At 53.1% G+C, this 18,828-nt stretch carries 21 protein-coding genes; 7 read left to right on the top strand and 14 right to left on the bottom strand.

What is annotated here, in order from left to right; translation table 11 throughout:
- Positions 1 to 24: 24 nt before the first annotated feature.
- The 5 genes from ACN0YD_RS11530 to thrS all read right to left on the bottom strand — a co-directional run bounded on the left by ACN0YD_RS11530 (position 25) and on the right by thrS (position 7,510).
- Entirely contained in the window at positions 25 to 3,138 is a 3,114-nt protein-coding gene (locus ACN0YD_RS11530; RefSeq protein ID WP_417319900.1) for an efflux RND transporter permease subunit, read from the bottom strand.
- Between the two features lie 4 nt (positions 3,139 to 3,142).
- Positions 3,143 to 4,129, bottom strand: coding sequence for an efflux RND transporter periplasmic adaptor subunit (locus tag ACN0YD_RS11525; RefSeq protein WP_417319898.1), 987 nt, complete (start codon positions 4,127 to 4,129; stop codon positions 3,143 to 3,145).
- 499 nt (positions 4,130 to 4,628) lie between these two features.
- Complete coding sequence (locus ACN0YD_RS11520) at positions 4,629 to 4,823, bottom strand: hypothetical protein (RefSeq protein WP_417319896.1); 195 nt, start codon at positions 4,821 to 4,823, stop codon at positions 4,629 to 4,631.
- A gap of 97 nt (positions 4,824 to 4,920) precedes the next feature.
- Positions 4,921 to 5,442: a translation initiation factor IF-3 gene (gene infC, locus ACN0YD_RS11515; RefSeq protein WP_417319894.1), complete on the bottom strand. Its 522-nt coding sequence runs from the start codon at positions 5,440 to 5,442 to the stop codon at positions 4,921 to 4,923.
- Positions 5,443 to 5,545: 103 nt separating this feature from the next.
- Positions 5,546 to 7,510 (bottom strand): threonine--tRNA ligase, encoded by a 1,965-nt coding sequence (thrS, locus tag ACN0YD_RS11510; RefSeq protein WP_417319893.1) that lies wholly within the window; start codon positions 7,508 to 7,510, stop codon positions 5,546 to 5,548.
- A gap of 186 nt (positions 7,511 to 7,696) precedes the next feature.
- Between thrS and ACN0YD_RS11505 the strand changes: the two genes are divergently transcribed.
- Complete coding sequence (locus tag ACN0YD_RS11505; protein ID WP_417319891.1) at positions 7,697 to 8,458, top strand: alpha/beta hydrolase; 762 nt, start codon at positions 7,697 to 7,699, stop codon at positions 8,456 to 8,458.
- A gap of 3 nt (positions 8,459 to 8,461) precedes the next feature.
- Complete coding sequence (locus tag ACN0YD_RS11500) at positions 8,462 to 9,121, top strand: cyclase family protein (RefSeq protein WP_417319890.1); 660 nt, start codon at positions 8,462 to 8,464, stop codon at positions 9,119 to 9,121.
- On the opposite strand, the gene ACN0YD_RS11495 is transcribed toward ACN0YD_RS11500, so the two are convergent.
- Together ACN0YD_RS11495 and ACN0YD_RS11490 are read right to left on the bottom strand one after the other, a co-directional pair.
- Positions 9,122 to 9,991: an SDR family oxidoreductase gene (locus ACN0YD_RS11495; protein ID WP_417319888.1), complete on the bottom strand. Its 870-nt coding sequence runs from the start codon at positions 9,989 to 9,991 to the stop codon at positions 9,122 to 9,124.
- Positions 9,992 to 10,024: 33 nt separating this feature from the next.
- Complete coding sequence (locus ACN0YD_RS11490) at positions 10,025 to 10,792, bottom strand: hypothetical protein (RefSeq protein WP_417319886.1); 768 nt, start codon at positions 10,790 to 10,792, stop codon at positions 10,025 to 10,027.
- Positions 10,793 to 11,003: 211 nt separating this feature from the next.
- On the opposite strand from ACN0YD_RS11490, the gene ACN0YD_RS11485 reads away from it, so the two are divergent.
- Positions 11,004 to 11,741, top strand: a complete 738-nt coding sequence (locus tag ACN0YD_RS11485) for a tetratricopeptide repeat protein (RefSeq protein ID WP_417319884.1) — start codon at positions 11,004 to 11,006, stop codon at positions 11,739 to 11,741.
- 42 nt (positions 11,742 to 11,783) lie between these two features.
- Here the strand turns inward: ACN0YD_RS11485 and queG are convergent, their stop codons facing one another.
- From queG to ACN0YD_RS11465, 4 genes are all read right to left on the bottom strand, one after another.
- Positions 11,784 to 12,893: a tRNA epoxyqueuosine(34) reductase QueG gene (gene queG, locus ACN0YD_RS11480; protein ID WP_417319882.1), complete on the bottom strand. Its 1,110-nt coding sequence runs from the start codon at positions 12,891 to 12,893 to the stop codon at positions 11,784 to 11,786.
- A 4-nt stretch (positions 12,894 to 12,897) separates the two neighbouring features.
- Entirely contained in the window at positions 12,898 to 13,569 is a 672-nt protein-coding gene (locus ACN0YD_RS11475) for a glutathione S-transferase family protein (protein ID WP_417319880.1), read from the bottom strand.
- Positions 13,570 to 13,793: 224 nt separating this feature from the next.
- Positions 13,794 to 14,030, bottom strand: a complete 237-nt coding sequence (locus ACN0YD_RS11470) for a DUF3126 family protein (RefSeq protein WP_417319878.1) — start codon at positions 14,028 to 14,030, stop codon at positions 13,794 to 13,796.
- Positions 14,027 to 14,605 carry a hypothetical protein gene (locus ACN0YD_RS11465; protein WP_417319876.1) on the bottom strand — a complete coding sequence of 193 codons (579 nt, stop codon included), beginning with the start codon at positions 14,603 to 14,605 and terminating at the stop codon, positions 14,027 to 14,029. The genes ACN0YD_RS11470 and ACN0YD_RS11465 overlap by 4 nt, the downstream gene beginning before the upstream one ends.
- Positions 14,606 to 14,889: 284 nt before the next feature.
- Here ACN0YD_RS11465 and ACN0YD_RS11460 point away from each other — a divergent pair, with 284 nt between their 5' ends.
- Together ACN0YD_RS11460 and ACN0YD_RS11455 are read left to right on the top strand one after the other, a co-directional pair.
- Positions 14,890 to 15,267: an energy transducer TonB gene (locus tag ACN0YD_RS11460; protein WP_417319874.1), complete on the top strand. Its 378-nt coding sequence runs from the start codon at positions 14,890 to 14,892 to the stop codon at positions 15,265 to 15,267.
- A gap of 189 nt (positions 15,268 to 15,456) precedes the next feature.
- Entirely contained in the window at positions 15,457 to 16,068 is a 612-nt protein-coding gene (locus tag ACN0YD_RS11455) for a DUF1013 domain-containing protein (protein ID WP_417319872.1), read from the top strand.
- 73 nt (positions 16,069 to 16,141) lie between these two features.
- Here ACN0YD_RS11455 and ACN0YD_RS11450 read toward each other — a convergent pair whose 3' ends face one another.
- Entirely contained in the window at positions 16,142 to 16,309 is a 168-nt protein-coding gene (locus ACN0YD_RS11450; protein ID WP_417319870.1) for a YdcH family protein, read from the bottom strand.
- 219 nt (positions 16,310 to 16,528) lie between these two features.
- Positions 16,529 to 17,014: a TIGR02444 family protein gene (locus ACN0YD_RS11445; RefSeq protein ID WP_417319868.1), complete on the bottom strand. Its 486-nt coding sequence runs from the start codon at positions 17,012 to 17,014 to the stop codon at positions 16,529 to 16,531.
- 108 nt (positions 17,015 to 17,122) lie between these two features.
- On the opposite strand from ACN0YD_RS11445, the gene ACN0YD_RS11440 reads away from it, so the two are divergent.
- Entirely contained in the window at positions 17,123 to 17,320 is a 198-nt protein-coding gene (locus tag ACN0YD_RS11440) for a YdcH family protein (protein WP_417319866.1), read from the top strand.
- A 14-nt stretch (positions 17,321 to 17,334) separates the two neighbouring features.
- On the opposite strand, the gene ACN0YD_RS11435 is transcribed toward ACN0YD_RS11440, so the two are convergent.
- Positions 17,335 to 17,922, bottom strand: a complete 588-nt coding sequence (locus ACN0YD_RS11435) for a GGDEF domain-containing protein (RefSeq protein WP_417319864.1) — start codon at positions 17,920 to 17,922, stop codon at positions 17,335 to 17,337.
- Positions 17,923 to 18,330: 408 nt separating this feature from the next.
- On the opposite strand from ACN0YD_RS11435, the gene purE reads away from it, so the two are divergent.
- The gene (gene purE / locus ACN0YD_RS11430) at positions 18,331 to 18,825 is read left to right on the top strand and encodes a 5-(carboxyamino)imidazole ribonucleotide mutase (RefSeq protein WP_417319863.1); all 495 of its coding nucleotides are present in this window, start codon (positions 18,331 to 18,333) and stop codon (positions 18,823 to 18,825) included.
- Positions 18,826 to 18,828: the final 3 nt, after the last annotated feature.

The raw sequence follows: 18,828 nt of genomic DNA, 5'->3' as shown, positions 1-18,828 counted from the left end.
CTCCTTTCTTTCGATCCGTCCCGCTTACTTCTGGTCCGTTGCGCTCCGGCGAAGCCTTTCCTCGATCTTCAGGCGCAGGTCCCTGATGGCGTTGGGGGACTTCGTTCCCCGTGCAAAGATCATATAGGCCACCGGCACGATGAACAGGGTAAAGAAGGTGGCGACAAGTACGCCACTGATGACCACGATACCGATGACAAAGCGGGTTTCCGCCCCGGCGCCGGTGCCGAGTACCAGCGCCACCGATCCCATCACAGTTGTAATCGAGGTCATGACAATGGGCCGCAGGCGCTTGCGTGAGGCTTCCAGCAGCGCCTCCATGAACTCCACACCCCTGTCCCTGAGCTGGTTGGCGAATTCCACAATCAGGATGCCGTTCTTGGCGGCCAGTCCCACCAGCATGATAATGCCAATCTGGCTATAGATATTCAGCGATTGACCGGTCAGTTGCAGTCCCAGGAAAGCCCCGGTCATGGCGAAGGGCACCGTCAGCAGAATGATGAAGGGGTGACGGAAGCTTTCGAATTGTGCCGCGAGCACCAGAAACACCACGACAAGGGCCATGCCGAACACCAGATAGATAGATTTGCCGGCTTCTTTGAAGTCGCGGCTTTCACCATTGTAGTCGATGCCGGCGGTGGCGGGAAGGTGGGTCCTGGCGGCGGATTCCATATGATCCAGCACCTCGCCGAGGGTATACCCCGGGTTTACGCTTCCGGAAAGGGTGATTGAGCGCAGGCGGTTGAACCGCTTGAGGTCGGAGGCGCTGCCCACTTCATGCAGGCTGACCAGGTTGGAAATGGGTATCAGGTTGCCGGTCCGGTCGGAGCGTACATAGATATTGGACATGTCGTCCGGTGTCTGTGTATCACCCTTGATGCCCTCCAGGATCACCGGATACTCCTCTCCGCCGGAAACAAAGGTCGTGACCTCGCGTGATCCCATCATGGTTTCCAGGGTCCGGCCGATTGTGGCGACAGAGACACCAAGGTCCGCGGCCCGGTCGCGGTTGATATCAACCAGAATTTGCGGTTTGGTTTCCTTATAGTCGCTGTCGAGGCCGGATATGCCGGGATAATCGTCAAGTTCCGACAGCATAATGTCACGCCAGCGGGCAAGCTCGTCATAATCCGTGCCCTGAAGGACGAATTGAACCGGTTGGCCTGATCCCCGGCGAATGCCGGTGGGCATGGTGGCGAACAAGCGCAGACCAACATGGCTTGAGAGTTTCTTTTGCAGCTCGTCACGGAGTTCCTGGGCAGAGCGGTCACGCTCATCCCATTCTGACAATCGCACAATGGCGATGCCGGAATTGGCGCCCCTGGAGCCGAAACCGGGGACCCTGACAATGATGTTGAAGGCCTCGCCACTATCAAGATATCCAAGCAGGTCTTTTTCCACGGCAAACATTTTGTCGTGCATGGTTTCATAGCTGCTTCCCTCCGGACCCTTGGCCATGATGTAAACAACGGCCTGGTCTTCAAGAGGCATGAATTCCGACGGCAGAGCCCGGAAAAGTCCGACGGCAACTACCAGAACAACAGCCATTGTCGCCAGAACAATCCAGTAACGTTTAAGCAGCCATTCCAGGAGGCTCTTGTATCCATCTTCAAGCTTCCTGAAGCTGTTGTTGACTGCGGCATGGAAGGCATTGTCTTTGTCCTTCTTTTTCAGCAACTTGGAACAGAGCATGGGGGAAAGCGACAGGGCAACCAGGGAGGAAAAGGCCACCGCCGCTGCCATGGCCAGCGAGAATTCAGTAAACATACGGCCGGTTTCACCCTCGATGAAAACGATGGGGACAAATACCGCGATAAGGACAAGAGTGGTGGCAATCACGGCAAAGCCGACTTCGCGGGCGCCATGATAGGCGGCAAGAAGCGGTGGCTCACCATTTTCCACGCGTCTGTATATGTTTTCCAGCACCAGGATGGCGTCATCAACCACCAGTCCGATGGACAGAACCAGCGCCAGCAGGGTCAGGAGGTTGACTGAAAAGCCAGCCATATTGAGGAAAATAAAAGATGCCGTGATGGACACCGGCACCGTAACGGCCGGGATCAGCATGGCCCGGACGCTGCCAAGGAACAAATAGATCACCGCCACGACAAGAACCATGGCAATGGCGAAGGTTTTATAAACCTCGTTGATTGCCTCCTCAATGAAACGGGAACTGTCATAACTCATTCCGATTTCTGTGCCGGCAGGCAGGGATTTATTGATTTTCTCCCGTTCAGCCTTGATTGCCCGGGCGACATCAAGCGTGTTGCCCTTGGACTGTTTGATGATCCCGAGCCCGATCATATAGTCGCCGTTGCTGTGCATTTCAGAGCGATAGTTTTCGGCACCCAGTTCCACATTAGCCACATCGCCTATCCTGGTGAGGTGGCCGTCTTCATTCTGTTTGATGACCAGTGCGGCAAAATCCTCGGGCCGTTCGTATTCGCGGCTCATGCGGACGGTGAATTCCCGTTCCGATGACTCCAGCCTTCCGGCGGGAAGCTCCACATTCTCTGTACGCAGGGCTGTTTCAATATCGCTTGCTGTGACCCCTCGGGCGGCCATTTTCTCCCGATCGAGCCACAATCTCATGGCATAGGTGGAGGTGGACATCCGGATCCGGGCTACGCCGTCAATGCTGGACAACCGGTCGACGATATAGCGCTCTGCAAAGTCCGCCAGCTTGAGGTTGTCCATGGTGGTGCTGCGCAGGTTCAACCACATGATCGGGTCGTCGTTTTCGTCGTCTTTTGTGACTTCCGGCGGGTCGGCTTCCTCGGGCAGGTTATTCAGTACCGTGGAGACACGCTGGCGGATGTCGCTGGCGGCTTCATCCAGATCCCTGTTGATGGAAAACTGGATAGTGATGGAAGAGCGCCCGTCGGTGCTGTTTGCCGAAATCGTCTTGATACCCTCGACGCCGCTGATCCTGTCCTCGATCATCTGGGTGACCTTGGTTTCCACCACCTGTGCCGAGGCGCCCGGATAGTTGGTGCGGATAGAAATGACCGGTGGATTGACGTCCGGATACTGGCGCAGGGGGAGCTCCATGAAGCTCATGACGCCAAAGGTGATCAGCAGCAGGCTGATGACGGTGGCGAAAACCGGGCGATCAACGGAGATGTCAGACAGGATCATAGTGTCACTCCCCGCCTGCAGTGCCGGATGCGGTTACCGGTTCATCTGTTTTGAGACTTACCCTGGTTCCGTCCTGGATTTTCAACAACCCTTCACTGACAATCAGTTCTCCGATCTCGAGGCCTGCCTGAACCTCCACCGCCCCGGGCCGCCGGCGGCCGGTTTCAATCTGGCGGCGGGAAACCGTATTGTCGGACTGTACGACGAAAACATATTTCCGGTCTTCATAATTGATGATGGATTCTTCGGGGATCATGATGGACTGGCCACGGTTTCTGATCAGGTCGATCGTTAGCAACATCCCGGGTCTCAGCAGCATTTCGTCATTGGGAATTTCGGCGCGGACCATGACCGCGCGGGAAACAGGATTGACCCGGGTGTCGACGGTTGCCACTCGTCCTGTGAATAGACGGTCATAGGCCGCCGACCTGGCTTCGATGGTCTGGCCTTCCTTCAGGGCGGCGAGAAACGATTCCGGCACTGTAAAGTCCACTTTGATGACGGACAGGTCGTCGATGGTGGTAATGACTGTGCCGGGTGTTACAAGGGCGCCGACGCTGATTTGCCGGATACCCAGTTTACCGTCAAAGGGTGCGATTATCTGCCTGTCGCGGATACGCGCCTGGGCAATCTGAAGCTGGGCCAGGGACTTTTCATAGAGAGTTTTCTGGGCGTCGAGCCGGGCAGTGGCCAGGGTCTTTGCTTCCACCAGTCCCCTGATACGTTTCAGTTCCCGTTCCTGCTCGTCAAAGTTGGCCCGGGCCTCACGCAGATCGGCCTCTTCCTCTTCGGTCACCAGAGTGGCCAGGACGGTCCCTTTTTTGACAATCATGCCGTCATTGAAGTTAATGACCGAAACTTTGTCTGTCGTGGTGGCCGTCAGGACGACAGATTCATTGGCCTTTGTGGTGCCCAGTGCTTCAACCGTGTCGACAAACTGGTCCATAGCGACCCTGGTGGCGATAACCTGTACTACCCGTTCGCCTGCCATGCGTGTCGCCTGCCGGGGTTCCCCGGCAAAGTAAAAATATGCCCCTATGACCCCCGAAACAAGGATGAAAACTATGACTAAACCCCTGAAGAACATTATATTTCCTTAATATGGATCAGTTTTACAGATACTGTTTTTTATAGACATGCAGTATAGGCCCAACTTGAATCTGAACAAAGCCAAGATTGTGTGGATATGTCCGTTTTTTTTCCGTTACATGATTCCACATATTGTACGTATTGTGGAACCTGATCCGACGCTGGCATATTGAAATTCACGAAAAAGTGATTCCCGGATCTGTGCAGGGGAAACGGAAAAACCCGCCCGGCATTTTGCCTCAGGCGGGTTTGCTTCCATAGCACCGTTGCCCTGTTCAGCTGACCCGGGACAGCGTGCTAATCTGTACGACCTATGGGCGTACACTCACGGGAAGTATACTACAGAATATATCCTGCTCCAAAAGTGATGGAATATCAGGATATTAAAAACGGGGTCAGGGTCAGGAATTTCCGACTCGGGGCTCAGTACCGCGCAGTACCGGAATGAAAGCGATGTTAAACAGGGTCGCAAACATGATCGGTACACCGGCCATGGCAGCATAGACAAAAACCATCGGCGTCCACACAAAGGCCAGCACAAGAAGAAGCAGAACGAAATTGATCAGAAAAAGAACGGGAGTGGTAAATTCGCGCATGGATCTGTTACTCAACTTATTTAAAAACAAAAAAGCAGGCCTTTCATAGACCTGCTTTTGCTGCAATGCAATATTTATTTGACGGAAAAGATCTGTGTTATTTGGGCGCCATGATCATGATCATCTGTCGGCCTTCCAGCTTCGGATGCTGTTCGATTTTAACCCGGTCTTCAAAGTCGGCCTTTACGCGTTGCAGGACTTCCATGCCCAGTTCCTGGTGGGCCATTTCACGTCCACGGAAGCGGAGAGTAACTTTCACCTTGTCACCGGCGGACAGGAATTTATCGATCGAACGCATCTTGACGTCATAATCATGTTTTTCGATGCCGGGACGCATCTTGATTTCCTTGACGTCGATGGTTTTCTGTTTCTTCCGGGCCATGCTGGCCTTTTTCTGGGCTTCATACTTGAACTTACCGTAGTCCAGTATTTTGCAGACGGGGGGCTCGGCATTGGGGGAAATTTCCACCAGGTCAAGGCCGGCGGCCTGCGCCATTTCCAGGGCTTTGTCAATTGCCACAGTGCCGTGGTTTTCACCTTCGGCGTCAATAAGTCTCACTTCACTGACATTAATGTCAGTGTTTACCCTTGGGCCCTTTTGGGCAGGCGGGCTCGCCATTGGTCGTCTAGCTATAGTTTCCTCCTGCGACAGTTCATCGCTGGTTATTGCAAATGGTTTTCGTCTGTTTACTACGATACAAAGATGAATTTTTCGTAACGGATCATCTCAGGTCCGGCGCAACAGATTCTTCCTTAAGTTTATGGATTGCGTCAGTTAAATCAAGGGTTTCCTGCTTTTGGGAACCCAAACGCCGAATCGTTACCGTATTTTGCTCTGCTTCCCGGCCGCCGATCACGAATATTGCGGGAACCTTGGCATGGGAATGCTCCCTTACCTTGTAGTTGATTTTTTCGTTGCGCAAGTCCATCTCGGCGCGCAGTCCGGCGTCAACAAGCTGCTGGTGAACGGTTCTAACATGGTCGTCCTGGTCAGAGGTAATGCCGGTCACCACAACCTGCACCGGGGCCAGCCAGAGCGGGAAGCGCCCGGCGTAATGTTCGATCAGAATACCGATGAAGCGTTCGAAGGTGCCGAAGACCGCGCGGTGCAGCATAACCGGACGGTGTTTTTCCCCGTCCTGGCCAATGTAGGTCGCGTCAAGCCGTTCCGGCAACACATAGTCAAGCTGGAAAGTGCCGCACTGCCAGGTCCGGCCGATAGCGTCGGTCAGGTGGAATTCCAGTTTGGGGCCGTAGAAGGCGCCTTCGCCTTCGGCATATTCGAAGTCGAGGCCGCTGGCGGTCAGGGCGTCAGCAAGGGATTTTTCCGCCCGGTCCCAGGTGGCATCATCGCCGGCCCGCATTTCCGGCCGTGTTGCCAGTTTATATTTAATGTCGCTGAGGCCCATGTCCTCATAGACTTTGGCAAATAGCGCCAGGAAGCGCTTTGTCTCGTCGGTAATCTGGTCTTCGCGGCAGAAGATATGGGCGTCGTCCTGGGTCATCTGTCGCACGCGCATCAGGCCGTGCAGGGCGCCATGAGCCTCGTTGCGGTGACAGCAGCCGAATTCCGACATGCGGATCGGCAGGTCGCGATAGCTTTTGATGCCCTGTTTGAAAACCTGGATATGAGCCGGGCAGTTCATGGGTTTCAGCGCCATCATGCGGGCGTCTTTCGGCACCTCGATATCGCCGTCGGCTGTGGGCACCATGTCGGGCACCACAAACATATTCTCGCGGAACTTGCCCCAGTGGCCGGACTGTTCCCACAATTTGGAGTCCATCAGCTGGGGGGTTTTGATTTCCTCGTAGCCGTCATCGGCCAGACGGGCGCGGATATAGCGTTCCAGCTCGATCCAGATGCGGAACCCTTTTGAATGCCAGAAGACTGAGCCCTGGGCTTCTTCCTGCAGATGAAACAGGCCCATTTCCCGGCCAATTTTGCGGTGGTCGCGTTTTTCGGCCTCTTCAAGACGAACAAGGTAAGCCTTGAGCTCCTTTTTGTCGCGCCAGGCGGTACCGTAAACCCGTGTCAGCATTTCATTGTTGCTGTCGCCGCGCCAGTAGGCGCCAGCCACCTTCATAAGTTTAAAACCGTCGCCCAGTTTTTTCGTGCTGGGCAGGTGCGGGCCGCGACAGAGGTCGATGAACTCGCCCTGCCGGTAAAGGGTAATCGGTTGGTCGGCGGGAATATCGGCGATAATTTCCGCCTTATATTCCTCTCCCATGTCACGGAAGAATTTCACCGCGTCGTCCCGGTTCCAGACCTCGCGGGTGATTTCCTCGTCGCGCGCCACAATTTCCTTCATCCGGGCTTCGATCTTTTCCAGGTCTTCCGTTGTAAAGGGGGTCTTGCGCGCGAAATCGTAATAGAAACCGTCTTCAATAGCCGGACCGATGGTCACCTGGGTGTCCGGGTAGAGTTCCTTGACGGCCTCGGCCATGATATGGGCGGCGTCATGGCGCAGGATTTCCAGTGCCGCCTCGTCCTTGCGGGTAATGATGGAGACGTTTGCGTCGCTCTCGATTTCCCGGGACAGGTCCCATTGTTCGCCGTCAACCACAACGGCCAGGGCTGCCTTGGCCAGGCCGGGTCCGATGTCTTCGGCCAGAGTCAGTCCCGTCACCGGACCGTCAAAGGTGCGGATGCTGCCGTCGGGCAGGGTAAGGGATACTTGTCTGGTCATGATCTTCGGGCCGTCTTTAACTGTTGAAAAAATAGATTGTCGTCGTCCTTGGGGAACTTATCGGGATTTCCACGCAAGTCAAGCTTGCAACGGGTTCCGGTTGGTAAATAAAGCTCAAAAAGCGTTTTTCAATCGGCCACAAGGATTTATAGTAGACCCGGAACTTAATTATGCCGGAATGTACTTATGACCGCAGATGCAGATGCACCGAATTTTCTATTCCTGGAGAACGGCCGGAGAATCGCCTATCACAAGATCGAAGGCAAAGGCCCGACCGTGATCTTTTTCGGCGGTTTTATGTCGGATATGGAAGGCAGCAAGGCCTTGGCGCTGGAGGAACATTGCCGGTTGCGCGGCCAGGCCTATATCCGGTTTGACTATTCCGGACATGGTTCGTCATCCGGTGAATTCAGGGACGGTACCATCGGCGCCTGGAAGGAAGATGCCCTGGCGGTGGTGGAGCGCCTGACCGAGGGGCCGGTGCTGATCATCGGCTCCAGCATGGGTGGTTGGACCGGTCTTTTAGTGGGACTTGAAGTGAAGGACCGGCTTGCCGCTTTTATCGGTATTGCCCCGGCGCCGGATTTCACCCGTGAGTTGATGTGGGACAAGTACAGCCCGGAAATACAGGCTAAACTGAAACAGGATGGTTATTACCTGGAACCCAGTGAGTATAGCGACGCCCCCTATGTGATTAGTTACAGGCTGATTGAGGAAGGGGACAATCATCTTCTGCTGGGCGGTCCCATCGAGTTGGAATGCCCGGTTCGCCTGTTGCACGGGATGAAAGACGAGGATGTGCCGTTTCGCTGGTCGCAACGGATCAGCGATGCCCTGACCACAGAAGATGTGGTGATCACCTATGTGAAGAACGGCGACCATCGCCTGTCATCGGATCGTGACCTGGAACGACTTTGTGCAACCCTTGACAGCCTTCTGGAGGGATAAACCATGACCAAGAAACTGATCGACCTCAGCCATAACGTTGAAGACGGCATGATTACCTACAAGGGGCTGCCGGCACCGATCATCTGTGATTTCCTCAGTCGGGGAGATTCCCGGGGACATTATGACGAAGGCACCGAGTTTCATATTGGCGAAATCAAGATGGTCGCCAATACCGGCACCTATATGGACAGTCCTTTTCACCGTTATTCAGACGGCAAGGACCTTTCCGAACTGGACCTTGAGCGCATTGCCGACCTGGAAGCGGTTGTGGTCCGGGTGGATGAGGAAGCCATGGCCATTAATGACACCCATTTCAGGGGGCTTGATGTCAGGGGCAAGGCGGTGCTGGTGCATACGGACTGGTCACGCCACTGGAGGACAGACGATTATTTCGAAGGGCATCCCTTCCTGACGGAGGATGCGGCTGTCTGGCTTCGCGACAATGGTGCGGTCCTCGTTGGCATCGACAGCTACAATATTGACGATATCAGGGGCGGCGCCCGGCCGGTGCATTCAATATTGCTGCGGGATGAAATTACAATCGTTGAGCATATGACCGGACTGGATAAACTCCCGGACAGCGCCTTCCGTTTCTTCGCCGTACCGGTCAAGGTCAAGGGAATGGGAACCTTCCCGGTCAGGGCCTATGCGCTGATCGAGTGATTATTTGACCAGCGCGGCGAAACCTTCCCGATAGGTCGGATGCTTCAATTTAACGCCCAGTTCCGATTTGATGCGGTCGTTCCGGACCCTTTTGCTTTCGCTGTAAAAACTGCGCATCAGCGGTGACAGATCGGCAGTTTCGAAATCCACGTCCGGCAGGCGGGGCAGGGACATAAGGTCACAGACATAATCAATGACCTGATCCGGCGGCGCCGGCAGGTCATCCACCACATTATAGCTCTGCCCTGGATCGGGATGCGCCATGGAAGCAAGCAAGACCTGGACAATGTCCTCCACATGAATGCGGCTGAAATACTGGTTTGGTTTGACGATTTTTTTTGTGCGGCCTGATTTCAGGCCTTCCTGTTGACCTCGACCGGGGCCATAGATGCTGCCCAGCCGGAACAGATGGACGGGCAGGGAAGCTGATTCAGCCAGCATCAACCAGTCCCGCTCTGCTGCAAGGCGCAGTTCCCCGCGCCGGGATGTTGGGGTTTCCGGTGTCTCGTCATCCACCCAGCCGCCGTCATGGTCGCCGTAAACACCGGTGGTGGACAGATAGCCGATCCAGTGAAGATTTGTCAGGCGGGAAAGATCATTTCCATGACAGGCCAGAACCGGGTCGCCCCGGGATTCCCCCGGTGGTGTGGAAATTAGCATATGGGTGACGCCTGAAAGGGCATCCACTATGTTTCGCAGGGGAATGGATCCGTCAAAAAGATGACATTCAATCCCCTGACGGGCAAATTTATCGCGCTTGTCCGGAGAGCGGCAGGTGCCGGCAATGGTCCAGTCATCTTCTCCAGCCACATGGGAAATAAGGGCCCGGGCGGTGTAGCCCAGGCCGAAACAGAAAAGCTTTTTTTGCATCAGCTGTCCATATATTGCGCTGACAGCGCCAGGTTATTCCTTGGTCGGCAGGAATGTTGTTCCCAGAACCAGCGTGGCGTGAAGCCGGACCAGCTGTGAAACATTCATTTGCCCGTCGCCAGTATCCCGGTTCACGCGATAGGCTTCAAGGGTTTTGTCATCCAGCGTTTTTGCCGCCAATGTGCGCTGGTACTGAATGGCGGAAGGGGAAAATGTCAGCTGGGTAATCCGGTATTTGCGCTCCGGAAAAAGGTCGTTCAGGTTTTTCAGCTCCGTCCGGGCCATTTCATAGATCTTTTTTCGCAACAGACGGTAGTGGTCCTGCTTTTCCTGTTCGTTGGGAGAATAGGAAACCCTCTGCAGTTGCATTTTAAAACCGGTGCGGCTGGCTTTTTCAAATTTCTCTCTCAGGCCATCAATGTTTTTATCACCAACCCTGCTTTCGGCATTGATGGTCCATTGCTCGTATCCGGCGGAGCCTTCCCGGCGATTAAACCCTGTAAATTTCCAATCCGCGCCGGGAATAAGTTTTCCCAGTTCCTTCTGGACGTTCTTGCGAACATCCCCACTCTGTTTCTCATCGAAAACAGCCACAATCTGGACGTAGATTATAGCTGAATTTGCCGTCAGCCAGTCCTCGGCGGCAAGCTCCATGGTGATGCTGTCCTGGAAAACAGGTTCCTGGGCAATGGCAATCTGCCCGGGGGCAGATTGGGCGCTGGCCGGAGCGGCAAGTCCGGCTGTCAGCAGCATGGCTGCAAGGATGTGAAGGGAAAGGGTGAGATTTTTCAAATAATGCATGATCTTTTCCTCTATGATGACCAGGCTTGCCGAAATTGCAGACAGCCTGTAAATTCCCCGACAGCTTATGATGATAAGGGAAAGCTATTTTAGATTTATGGCAGAAACGAGACTTGGACTGAAAACACTATTTTTACATATCGCATCTCTTCTAATATGCCATCTGGCGGCAGGGGGCGTCCAGTCTTCAATTGCACAGACTGACGATCAGATGCAGATGACCGAAGAGCCGGACTCCACCCGTTATGGCGTCTGCTTGCAGATGGTAGAGAATGACCCCGAACAGGCGCTTGTTTTTGCCCGGGACTGGAATATTGCCCGTCAGGGACTTTCTGCGGCCCGGCATTGCGAGGCGCTGGCCCTGATGGCACTGGACAGGTCAACAGAGGCGGCAGAGCTGCTTGAACGGGAAGCAGATAGCATTCTGACCGGCAACGGTCTTGGAGACTATGCTCTGGCCAACAGGCGCAGGCTGAGAACGGACCTGTATACCCAGGCGGCAATCGCCTGGCAAAGGGCAGGTGATTTGGACAAGGCCTATTCGACGCTCAGTTCGGCATTGCTGGCGGCGGGAACGGATCAGTCTCTCCTCAGGGAAATCTATCTGGAGCGCGGAAAGATACAGTCTCTGCGCCGGGAGTATCAGGCGGCAGTGGATGATCTGACCCGGGCCATTGAGATCGCGCCGGAGGATACACAGGGATATTTCCTCAGGGCTAAGGTGTTCAGATATAGGAACAATCATGCGGCGGCACGCCTGGATATTGACAGGGGACTGGAACTGGACAAGGACAATGCCGATTTTCTTCTGGAAAGCGGCATATTGTATCGGGTGACCGGCGAAAAGCTCAAGGCCGGTCAGGTCTGGCAGAAAGTGATCGATCTTTACCCCGATAGCGAGGTTGCAGAAACAGCGCAGCAGAATCTGGACTTGCTGAAGGCGGACTGATCAGGAGAAAATGAGAAAAGGGAGCGTTGCCGGGCGCCCTTTTTATTCCTGCCATTCCCGCAGGACATTAAGATCTGTTTCCCCGGCGAGGTAACGCTCTTTACAGGCTGTGAAGGTTTCCCGGTCCGCCAGCCGCGAAAGAGCCCAGACGGCAGCGGCGCGAACGACAGGATTGTCTTCGGTCAGTTTTTCTTCCAGCCGGGCAAGGTAGTCGGCATTCCCGCTGTTGCCGATGGCAATGAGCACATTGCGGATAAAGCTGTCCCGACCGATCCTTTTGACGGGGGAGCCGGAAAACAACGCCCGGAAGCCGGTATCATCCAGTTCCAGAAGATTTGAAAGCTCGGGTGCCTGCAGTTCAGGGCGTATGAAAAACCGGCTTTCCCGGGTTTTCTGTGCGAACTTGTTCCAGGGGCAGACAGCAAGACAGTCGTCACAACCATAGATCCGGTTGCCTATGGCTTCCCTGAATTCAGGTGAAATATGGCCCTTGTATTCGATCGTCAGATAAGAAATGCAGCGCCGGGCATCCAGCTGGTACGGGGCAGGGAAGGCGTTTGTCGGGCAGATATCCAGACAGTTCCGGCAGGAGCCGCAATGGTCCTTTTCGGCCGGGCCGGTTTTCAGGTCCAGGGTCGTAAATATACTACCGAGGAACAGCCACGAGCCATATTCACGGCTGACCAGATTGGTGTGTTTCCCTTGCCAGCCAAGTCCGGCTTTGGCGGCCAGAGGTTTTTCCATGACCGGGGCGGTATCGACGAAAACCTTTACTTCCGCCTCATAGGTACGATGAATTTCCCGGGCGACCTGTTTCAGTTTTTTTTTGATAACGTCGTGATAGTCGCGCCCACCCGCATAGACAGAGATGTTGCCTGAATTCTTCTCTGACAATTTCTCAAGGGGATCATTGTCAGGGCCATAGTTCATGCCGAGCATAATGATGGAACGTACATCGGGCCAGAGCGTCTTGGGGTCCTTGCGGCGGTCCGCCTTATCCTCCATCCAGGTCATGTCGCCGTGACGCCCGGCTTCAAGGAACTGTTCGAAATGTCTGGCAGGGCCTGCCATGCCGTCAGCCGAGGTGATGGCAACAGCTTCAAATCCGGCTTCGTGTGCCAGCTTCAGGATGTGGCTTTCCGGTTCTGCCATAAATTCAGAAGTCCAGGTTGCGATAATGTGCAGAAGGCGCCAGTCCGGCGATTTTGTCCTGCAGGATTGCCTTGAAACTGGGTCTCGACTTGACGCGGGCATACCAGTCTTTGGCTTTTTCAAAATGTTGCCAGGGGACGTCCCCCAGATAGTCGACGCAGGAGAGGTGGGCTGCCGCCGAAATATCTGCAAAGGTAAAATCGTTCCCGGCCAGCCAGTTGCGCCGGTCCGTAAGATACTCGATATATTTCAGGTGATGTTTGATATTCTGTCCGGCATATCGAATGTTGGCAGCTTCCGGTGTGCCCCGTTTCAGGAAAGACTTCATGACTTTTTCATTCACGATCAGGGATGTGACCTCGCGATGGAATTTGTCGTCAAACCATTCGACCAGGCGGCGGGTTTCGGCCCGCTCCTCCGCCGTTTCACCAATCAGTCCCGGTTCGGCATATTTTTCGTCAATATACTCTGCGATGGCATAGGCGCCGCAAATCGTTTGTTGCGGGTCATCATTCACCAGGACCGGAACGTTTCCGGCAGGATTCCGTGCCAGGAATTCGGGACGCCGTTGCCAGGTCATCTCCAGCTTCATTTCGAACTCGACCCCCTTTTCCTGCAGGGCGATGCGGACCTTCCGGGAAAAGGGACAGAACCAGTAGTGATAGATCGTCAACATGCGGATAGTTTACTTAAATAGTTGAAAACTCCCAAATGTTTTAATGAACCGGGAGATACCTTTATAGTATTTATATACCTGTTTCAGGGGATGGTCTTTTACATGGTTCGCCGGGGGCGGGCAAGCGAAACCGGAAACGACAATGTGAAATACTGCCGGGTCCGGAAATAAAAAAGGCCCCCTTGTAACAAGGCGCCTTTTTGTCTGGACGTTCGCCGCCCGATTCAGATAAGGGACGCGTCTGCCGCGCTGGGCAGGTCCATCTCCAGTATGGCCATCTGAAAGGCGTATGAAATTTCGCCTTCATCCTCATCCTTGTAAATCACGCCGATGAATTCACCGTCGTAATTGACTTCAAGACAATCGTCATCTTTGGTCGAGGGCTGTTCCAGGGAAAACTTGTTGCTTTCGAATTTGTCATTTAGATATTTGCGCAGACGCAGCATTTCGGTTCGTGTCATTTGGATTCCTCGGAAATCGTTTCTTCTATTTTCCCCAGATAGGGTTTTACGGCATTAAGGTCGTCCTGTGAAACATTTTTCATGGAATTTACAGCGGCCACGCTGTTTTTCAGGTTATTTATGATGGCCTGTTTCTGGACGTCCGAAATATGGGGGTTTTCCTGTACCTGTTTGATGGCGTCTTTGATCTCGATGCTGGACATGGAATGTTCCCCGGCATCAAAACTTGAAGCCATATAGGCCCGCATAACCCGGTTGGCTGTTGTTGCCCATTCTTCAGGAGAGGAGAAACCGGCTCCTTTTAGAATCGACATGAATTCACCATAAGCCTGATGCCCTTTCAGAATATTCAGTGAGGACAGAAAGGGATTGAAGCCGTTTTCCTGATTTACTTCCGGGGGTGGCGAGTTCTGAAAATCCAGACTGTATTTTTCTCCGAGTTGTTGCAGGGGGGACCAGGTATCGAGAAAATTCTCGATCCGGGGGCCAGTCAACGGAGTCTCCGCCATGGCTAAAAGGGGCGTGCCGGCCAGCAGAAACAGCACTCCGGCTGCCGTAAATAGCTTTTTAAACATAATCATCTCCTGATGGGATTTTGCGTATTTTGGCAACAATTCAGGTTCAGTACAACAGTGATTTTCCTTTTGCCCTTCCGGCGTGCTCCCGCTGGTCCATCTTGCCCGTTCAAAAAAGCATTATGGTAAACAGGATATTAACCAAAGCCTAAAAGTCTAGCTTTAAACTTTGAGTAACCAATTTACAGTAGGTTGATTCTCATAGGCGTTCCAAGGGGGAACAGAAAACACTTGAAATGTGTTCCTGGAATGCAATTTGAAAATTTTGCAGGAGACTTTTGAAGATGGTTATGAGTAGGTTGATGAAAGTGATCGGTTTGTTGCTGAGCCTGGGCTTGTTCAGTGCTTTTGGAACTCTCGAGGTAAACGCCAATGAACTTAAAGACTGGCAGGTTAAACTGGTTAAGCTTGTAGCCAAGAAACAGGTTTATCCCCGTGCTGCCATGGAAGATGAGCTTGAAGGTAAGGCCAAGGTGAAAATCGCGTTTGATCGTTCCGGTTCGATTACAAGTCATGAACTGGTACAGTCCACCGGCCACGATATTCTGGATGCGGAAGTTGAAAACCTGGTTGGTCGTATTAACCCGCTGCCGGCACCGCCCTCCAGCCTGGGTGACGACAAACTGGTGATCGTACTGCCGCTGACCTGGGCAATCCAGTAACAGGCATTTCTACACGGTATCTTATGAAAAGGTGGCTCCGGCCGCCTTTTTTGTTTAGGGGCCTTCTTTGTTACCTCCTGGTCAAAAAACCGCTAAAAGGTCGTTAAAGCCCTTTGCCAATTACTTCAAACTGTCTTATGCTGCTCGGGAAAAGAACAATAAAAATTTCAGGACAAACAAGGAATATCGATGAACCAGCCTTTGATGCCTATGGCGACAGCCGTGTGGCTAGTGGATAATACAGCTCTGTCATTTCGACAGATCGCTGAGTTTTGCGGTCTTCATGAGCTGGAAGTGCAGGGTATCGCCGACGAGCAGGTTGCCGCAAATATGGTGGGGCAGGATCCGATCGCAAACGGTCAGTTGACCTGGGAGGAAATTGAACGGTGTCAGGCCGACAGTTCGGCTCACCTGCAACTGACAGAGGATAAGGTACCCGCCAAGACCCGTTCCAGCGGTGCCCGTTATACGCCGGTATCCAAGCGACAGGACAAGCCGGATGCCATTGCCTGGCTGTTGCGCAACCATCCCGAACTGACTGATGCCCAGATTGGACGTCTTGTTGGTACGACAAAACCTACCATCGCGGCCATCCGCGACCGGACACATTGGAACATCAGCAACATCAAACCGGTGGATCCTGTAATTCTTGGCCTGTGCAAACAGATTGAGCTTGATGAAGCTGTCAGAAAGGCGGCGGTAAAAATGGCCAAGGATGCTCCCGAGGAGGAGCCGCCCGTAGATCAGGAAGATGCCATCGGGGAGCCGGTTAGCGAAGAGGAAGCTTCCCAAAGCAACTGATTTATAGGTAGTCGAAGATTTAAGATTGAGAAATGAAAAGGCCCCGGTTGCGGGGCCTTTGTTTTTCTGGTCGTCAGAGATTTTTGTATTTCTCTATTTCGTCCTTTAGCCTGAGTTTTTCTCTTTTAAGCTCGTGAAGAATAATATCATCCGGGGCGGGACGATGTACTTCGTCATTAATCCTTTTATCCAGCATGGCATGTTTTTCGGAAAGTGCATTAATGTGAGCTGCTGCGCGCATCAGAGAATCTCCTTTTTGTTGGCAAGATTAAAATTAGAACATATTTTTCGGCCAATGTCATCAATACCCGGTCACCCGCAGCGCCCTGCACCGGGTGTATTCAGAACATCTTGGAATCAGAGGTATTTTTACTGCAGGTTAGTGTTATTCCAGAAAGTGGAGTGCTGCGCTGGTGTCGGCTCACTTCTGCAAATATGAGAAAAATCTAAAAGACTCGGGCTAACAGTGATCGAGAAAAGGTTCGAGGTGTTCGTCCGGAAAGGCTGTGCCCAGGAATTCTCCGTAAACGGCAAGGTTATATTTTTGCCTGTCCCGCACCGACAGATCGGAGGGTTCGGTAAGGTCAAGGAGGTCAGGGGTAAGATCAAACAAGCGCTTCTGGATGATGTTTTCCGCTTCCAGTTCCAGGTTCAAAATGTTTTTTCTGAACTGCAGCAGGTCAGGGGAGGCAGAGGTCTTGTCTATGCTGCGCCGAATGGACCGCATTGGTTGAAGAAGGTCATTTACAAGAGGAGCAATATGCCGTTCCGTCCGGGCGCATAGCTCGTTATCGACAGTTCGGCCATGCCGACGGGCGATCCAGGTATAATAGAGCAGTAAATTTACATTTGCCTTGAAGTGATCCTGCAGTGCGAGGCAGGCATCGGCGGCAGCGGTGCTGTCGTAAACGTCGAGACTGTACTGCCAAAGGTCGTTTTCATCCATATGCACACTTTACACAGGAAAGTTTTTTAAAAATATGCTATATTCCCAGCCTTTGCCGCAGTAAGGCCGGTATCATACCAATCTAGCAGGCGTTCGGGTTATTGAGCAATGGATGAAATCGATATTCTGGAAAAAATTCAGGAGCTTAAAATCCAGCATCGGGATCTGGATGATGCCATTGAGGCGCTGTTGGAGACAGGGCGTACCGACATGCTGCAGATTCAACGGCTGAAAAAACAGAAACTTCTTCTTAAGGACGAAGTTGCCCGGCTGGAAAATGAATTGTTGCCCGATATTATCGCCTGAGCGGCCACGGGGAATCAGGCTTTTTCCTTTTTTATATCCTGCTTATGGGCATACATTTTCTTGTCTGCCTCATCCAGGGCCTGATCGGGACTTTCACCGGATTTCAGCGAATATACACCAAAGGCAACCTTGAGCGGGATCTCATGTTCTTCCCACATGAGCGGCTTTTTGGTGATTTTTTCGACGATAAACGCAGCCTTTTTCTTGGCGTCGTTTTCACTGGCCTTGGGCAGGATAATGCCGAATTCATCCCCGCCAAGACGGCCGATGATATCGGAATCGCGCAGGCATTTGACCATATTGTCAGCAAGGAAGACCAGTGCAGCATCCCCTGCGGCATGACCATAGGTGTCATTGATGACTTTCAGGTCATTGAGATCCAGATAGATCAGGGAGCTGTTGATGCCATAGCGTTCGGAATAGGCAATCATTCGGGTCATTTCACGCACAAAAGCCCGGCGGTTGGAAATATTGATCAGGGAATCCTGATCCGCCAGCCGCTCGAGCTCGGAAATTTTGCGATGGGCCAGTTCAAGTTCCTGACGCATGCTTTCCACTTCCGACATCAGGGTCATGATAGCCCTGTGGACGCGTTCGGTCATTTCTTCCGGCGGTATACCGAGAACCGAACTTGTATCTGATATATTTCTGACAGCAGGGGAGTCTGCGACCCTGGATGTTTTCGGGGCTGATTTTCTGCGGATGGGGCCGCTTTTACCCACTGACCGTGTATTTTCAATCTTCATGAAACGCAACCCCTTACATCAGACTGCCGGACCCGGAAAAAGTGCCATAAATATTCACCTTATCATTCCGTTTCGTGTCTAGATATTGTGCCTTAGTCTATTCTGTTGCACAATAAATTGTTGTTTACACCCTATTGGAACATTATGGCATTGTCCGCATGAAAATGCAAACTTGCCTGCGGACGCGGGATCGTTATAATCGCCACCTTTCCTTTAGCCCTGTCGAGCAGAATATGGGCCGTGGCGAAACAAGGTATTGAACAGATGAGCGATAAAAAACCAGTGGTAGGGATAATCATGGGCAGCCAGTCTGACTGGGAGACCATGAAACATGCCGTTGAGGTATTGCAGGATCTCGGTGTCGACTTTGAAACAAAAATTGTTTCCGCGCACCGGACCCCCAAAAGGTTGTATGACTATGCAGAAACTGCTGCTGACAGGGGACTGAAGGTCATTATCGCCGGAGCCGGCGGGGCGGCGCACCTGCCGGGTATGGCGGCTTCCCTGACCACTCTGCCGGTGCTTGGTGTGCCCGTGGAAAGCAAGGCGCTCAAGGGAATGGACAGTCTGCTTTCCATCGCCCAGATGCCGGGCGGTGTGCCGGTCGGTACTTTGGCTATAGGCAAGGCCGGTGCAAAAAATGCCGGGCTTCTGGCGGCATCTGTTATTGCTCTCATGGATGACACGGTGGCCGGGAAACTGGCCGCCTGGCGGACAAAGCAGACTGACGCAGTGGCGCTTGAACCCAGGGATCAGTAGTCT

The organism is Emcibacter sp. (assembly GCF_048269205.1).
Lineage (GTDB): Bacteria > Pseudomonadota > Alphaproteobacteria > Sphingomonadales > Emcibacteraceae > Emcibacter.
Note: the sequence above shows the minus strand (reverse complement) of the source record. Positions and strands in the feature narration are given on the sequence as shown.